3 protein-coding genes are annotated in these 5,125 nt (G+C 72.7%); 2 read left to right on the forward strand and 1 reads right to left on the reverse strand.

The window, feature by feature from the left end:
- Positions 1-43 precede the first annotated feature (43 nt).
- A complete protein-coding gene (locus tag E1264_RS46135; RefSeq protein WP_279492139.1) occupies positions 44-2,944 on the forward strand; it encodes a helix-turn-helix transcriptional regulator in 2,901 nt (966 codons plus the stop codon).
- A gap of 273 nt (positions 2,945-3,217) precedes the next feature.
- Here the strand turns inward: E1264_RS46135 and E1264_RS39875 are convergent, their stop codons facing one another.
- On the reverse strand, positions 3,218-4,039 hold the full coding sequence (locus tag E1264_RS39875; RefSeq protein ID WP_132182316.1) for a class I SAM-dependent methyltransferase: 822 nt from the start codon (positions 4,037-4,039) through the stop codon (positions 3,218-3,220).
- 229 nt (positions 4,040-4,268) lie between these two features.
- On the opposite strand from E1264_RS39875, the gene E1264_RS39880 reads away from it, so the two are divergent.
- Entirely contained in the window at positions 4,269-5,051 is a 783-nt protein-coding gene (locus tag E1264_RS39880; RefSeq protein WP_165964622.1) for an endonuclease/exonuclease/phosphatase family protein, read from the forward strand.
- Positions 5,052-5,125 lie beyond the last annotated feature (74 nt).

Below are 5,125 nucleotides of genomic sequence, written 5' to 3' on the forward strand. Positions count from 1 at the left end.
ATAATCAGGTGGGAATGTCCGATTCGTTTGGCATGCTTGTGGCGTGAGCCCACGTGCGATGAGTCCCGTCCTGATCGGCAGGTCGGCCGAGCTGGCCGAGCTGGAGAGCGCCCTCGCCGGGGCGCCCGGGGCCGTGCTGGTCGGCGGCGACGCGGGGCTCGGCAAGACCCGGCTGATCCGCGAGTTCACGACCGCCGTCGACGGTGAGCGGGCCAGGGTGCTCGTCGGCGGCTGCCTGGAGCTGGGCTCCGACGGCCTGCCGTTCGCGCCGTTCACGACCGTCCTGCGGGGGCTCGTCCGCGACATCGGCATCGACGGCGTCGCCGGGCTCGTGCCGCGCGGCGACACCGGCGGTCTCGCCCGGCTGCTGCCGGAATTCGGGGAGCCGGAGTCCGACGCCGCCTCGGGCGAGGAGCGCGCGCGGCTGTTCGAGGTCGTGCTGACGCTGCTGGAGCGGCTGGCCGAGCGCGGCCCGGTCGTGCTGGTGATCGAGGACGCGCACTGGGCCGACCGCTCCACCCGCGACCTGCTCGCGTTCCTGGTCCGCAACCTCGGCGCGGTGCCGGTGCTGATCGTCGTGACGTACCGGTCGGACGAGCTGCACCGCGCCCATCCGCTGCGCCAGCTGCTGGCCGGGCTGGAACGGGTCGAACGCGTCCGGCGGATGGAGATCGCGCCGCTGTCGCGCGCCGACGTCGCCGCCCTCGTCACCGAGCTGCTCGGCGACCGGCAGATGCCGCCCGCCGGGCTCGTCGACCGGATCGCGGCGCGCAGCGAGGGCAACCCGCTGTTCATCGAGGCGCTGCTCGACGACGACGGGACGCTCGCGTGCGAGCTGCCCGAATCGCTGCGCGACCTGCTGCTCGCGGGCGTCCAGCGGCTTCCCGAGGAGACGCAGGAGGTGCTGCGCGACGCCAGCGGCGGCGGTACCCGCATCGAGCACGCGCTGCTGGCGGCCGTGACCAGGCTTGGGGACGCGGCCCTGACCCGGGTGCTGAGGCCCGCCGTCGCGGCGAACGTCCTGGTCGTGGACGGCGACGGCTACGCGTTCCGGCACGCGCTGATCCGCGAGGCCGTCCACGACGACCTCCTGCCGGGCGAGTACACGCGGCTGCACAAGCGCTATGCCGAGGCTCTGGAAGACGACCCCGGCCTCGTTCCGGCCGGTCGGCTGTGGGTCGAGCTGAGCTACCACTGGAACGCGGCCCACGACAGCACGTGGGCGCTGGTCGCGTCGTGGCGCGCCGCCGCCGAGGCACGCAAGGCCCTCGCCTACGCCGAGTGCCTGGCGATGCTGTCGCGCGTCCTGGAACTGTGGGACCAGGTCCCCGACGCCGAAGAACGCATCGAAGCGAACCACATCAAGGTCCTGCAGGACGCCGCGTCCGCCGCCGACAAGGCCGGGGAGTACGACCGCGGCATCAAGCTCGTCACCGCCGCGATCCGCGAGGTCGAGGACGCGGCCCCCGACGACCCGTCCCGGCTGGCGATGCTGCTGGAGCTGCGCGGCCGGATGCGCTACCAGATGGCGCGGCCCGGGTTCGTCGAGGACATGCGCGCCGCCGTCGAGGCACTGCCCGCCGAGCCGCCGACCGCGCTGCGGGCCCGGGCGCTGTCCACGCTGGGGAACTACGTCCGCCTCACCACCGACATCGGCGAGGCCCGCAAGGCGGCGGCCGAGTCCCTCGCCATCGCGCGGCGGCTCGCCGACCCCGTCACCGAGGCCGAGGCGCTGATCACCCGGTTCTGCGCCGACATCGACTACGACGACGCCGCCGCGATCGCCGAGGTCGGGGAGACCGTCGAGCGCAGCGGCAACCACCAGGTGCGCCTCCGCTACTACGTGATCAAGTCGCATTTCCTGGAGGGCACCGGACGGCACGAGGAGGCCGCCGCCATCGCCGCGCGCGGCAAGGAACTCGCCCGCGAGTACGGCGTCGCCCGCACCCAGGGCACGTTCATGTCCATCAACCAGGCCGAGCCGCTGGTGTCGCTCGGCCGGTGGGACGAGGCCATCACCGTCCTGAACCACGCCATGGAGCAGGACCCCGCGGTCACGACGCGCACGTCGCTGCTCGTCCTGTCCGGATGGCTGGCGCTGGCGCGCGGCGACCTGGCGACGGCGTCGAAGCGGCTCGTCCTGTCCCGCGAGATCATGAACCTGAAGATGAAGTGGCTCAAGACGCAGGACTACTTCTCCACGCTGTGGCTCGAGTCGCAGGTCGCGCTCGCCGAGGGGCGCCCCGAAGCGGCGCTGGACGCCGTCCGTCCCGTCCTCGATCACGCCGGGCTGCCCGACGACGCCCGGTACGCCTGGCCCACGCTGGTCGTCGGCGCGTCGGCCTGCGCCGAGCTGGGCGAGACGGCCGCCGCCGACCTGCGGCGCATCGCCGAGCGCGCCGCCGCGCTCCAGGTCAGCGGCCCGCTCCAGCAGGCGCACCGCCTCACGTTCACCGCCGAGCACGCCCGCGCCAGGGGCGTCCTCGACCTCCGCGCATGGGACGAGGCCGCGGCGGCCTGGGACGCGCTCGGCAACCCGTACTACCGGGCGCGGGCGCTGCTGCGCGCGGCGGAGGCGGCCGTGGCGGGCGGCGACCACGACGGCGCGGCCGAACGGCTGCACATCGCCGCAGACCTCGCGGCCGGGCTCGGCGCCGCACCGCTCGGCGAGCTCGTCGCCGACCTGCTCCGCCGCACACGCACCCGCCGCGCCGACGACTCCGCGCCGCTCGGCCTGACGCCCCGCGAGTTCGAGGTGCTGCGGCTGGTCGCGGAGGGCCGCAGCAACCGCGACATCGCGGCGGCGCTGTTCATCTCGGTGAAGACGGCCAGCGTCCACGTCTCCAACATCCTCGGCAAGCTGGAGGTGGCGAGCCGCGGCGAGGCCGCCGCCACCGCGCACCGCCTGTCGCTCTTCACCCGGAACGGGCGGGTGCGCGCCTGATCCGGCGGCGGGGATCTCCCCTCCCAGGACCCCCGCCTCCGGACCGTCGGACCACACGGGAACTTCGTGGCCGGCCTTCGCGGTCGCGGCACGCGGAAGCAGGCGGTGCTTCTCCGCGCGGAGAGGCGCGCCCGGGACCGTTCCGGCCACCGCCCAGTGTCCTGGTCGAACCGTCCGAGGTCACCGAAAGACATACCGCTTGGCCGGACGGAAAAAGGCGACGGGAACCGGCCGCTTTCCGTGATCGGTTCCCGTCGCCGGAGAAAGCTCCCGTCAACGGGGCACGCGCGCGACGCAGAAGACCGTCTGCCCGAACGGCGGCCGGACGAACCGCTCGATGGTCCGGGTGACCGGCACGACCGTCCGGTCGTAGATCTTGACGAGCTTCGGGTCGGGATAGCCCGCGCCGCCGCGGCGGACCGCGAACCACCACGCGATCCCGCCGAGGAAGTTGATCGGCTTGAGCACCTCCGGGACGAGCCCCGCCGCGCGGACGGTCTCCTCCAGCGTCGAGGGCGTGTACCGGGTGACGTGCCCGACCTTCCGGTCGAAGTCCCCGTAGAGCTGCATGTAGCCGGGCACCCAGATCACGATGCGGCCGCCGGGCTGGGTGACGGCGGCGAGGTCGCGCAGCGCCTGCGCGTCGTCCTTGATGTGCTCCAGGACGTTCATCATCACGACCGTGTCGACCTTCTGCCGGATCTCGATCTCGGCGGGCAGGGCCAGGTCGATGACCTCGACGTCGTCGCTGCCCTCGTAGCGCTTGCGCAGCTCGCCGACGCAGTACGGGTCGTTGTCGCTGACGACGAGGTAGTCGAGCCGCCCGGCGAACTGCTCGGAGAAGTGCCCGAGCCCGGACCCGACCTCCAGCATCGACCGGCCGACGTGCGGCGCGACGGTGTCGTACTCGTACTTGCGGTAGTTGCGGGCCTCGTCCCCGCCCAGATGGTTCTCCAGCGACCCCTCCCCGGCGGCCGGCTGGACGACGTCGCCGTCCGGTGCGGGCCCCTGCGCGGGCCCCGCCTTTTTCGGACGGCTCCCGACGAGGTTGAGGAGGGTTCCTGCGATGGACTTCTTCTGACCAGGTGACTGCATACTTCCCGCTCGCTGGGTGCGTTGGCGTTCGGCTCACGTTCGCCGGACCGAATGACCTGATCCGCAAGGGACGGTTCGATCTCCGGCGCAAAGTCGCGCCAGTCTACCCCCGCGTAGATCCCCGCGCCGGACGGCGCGCAAGCCGCGCGCCCGGCGGGTACTGGACGCGCGGGTCCGTCCTTTGGGTGCGTCGCCCCGATCATCGGGTACCGCCAGGCTCATGCGGGTCATGACCATGAACCTTTGGGGGACGCGCGGGGACTGGGCCCGCAGGCGGAACGTCCTCCGCCAGGGGATCAGGGAGCTCGCGCCCGACCTGGTGACCTTCCAGGAAGTGATCAGGAACTCCTCCTATGACCAGGCCGCCGACCTGCTCGGTCCCGGATACCACCTGGCGCACAGCGCGGCCCGCGAACCGGACGGGCAGGGCATCGTCATCGGCAGCCGCTGGCCGCTCGGCGACATCCGTGAGGCCGACCTGAACGTCACACCGCGGACGGAGGGGTTCGCCTGCACCACCCTGGCCGCGGGCGTACGGGCACCGGAGCCGGTCGGTCCACTGCTGCTGGTGAACCATTTCCCCAGCTGGCGGCTGGACATGGAGTACGAGCGCGAGTTGCAGGCCGTCGCCGTCGCGCGGCTCATCGACGAGGTCCTGGACGGGCAGGACCGGCACGTGGTGCTCGCCGGAGACCTCGACGCGGCGCCCGAGGCGGCCAGCGTCCGGTTCTTGACGGGTCGCCGGTCGCTGCATGAGACGAGCGTCTGCTACCGGGATGCCTGGGAACGGGTCCACCCCGGTGAGCCGGGCGTCACCTACACGCCGGAGAACCCGCTCATGGCCGACGGGGACTGGCCGTTCGGCCGGATCGACTACGTGCTCGTCCGCTGCGGTCTGCACGGTGGCCCGACGCTGGCGATCCGCGACTGCCGGCGCGTGTTCACGCGGCCCGTCGATGGTGTGCAGGCCAGCGACCACTACGGCGTGGTCGCCGACCTCGGGCCCGAGTAACCGATGGCGCGGTCAGGGGATGGTGCGGTGGACGTCGTCCTTCTCGGTGGGGCCCGGGTCGGAGGGGGCTATCC

The sequence above is a fragment of the Actinomadura sp. KC216 genome, from assembly GCF_004348535.1.
Taxonomy (GTDB): Bacteria; Actinomycetota; Actinomycetes; order Streptosporangiales; family Streptosporangiaceae; genus Spirillospora.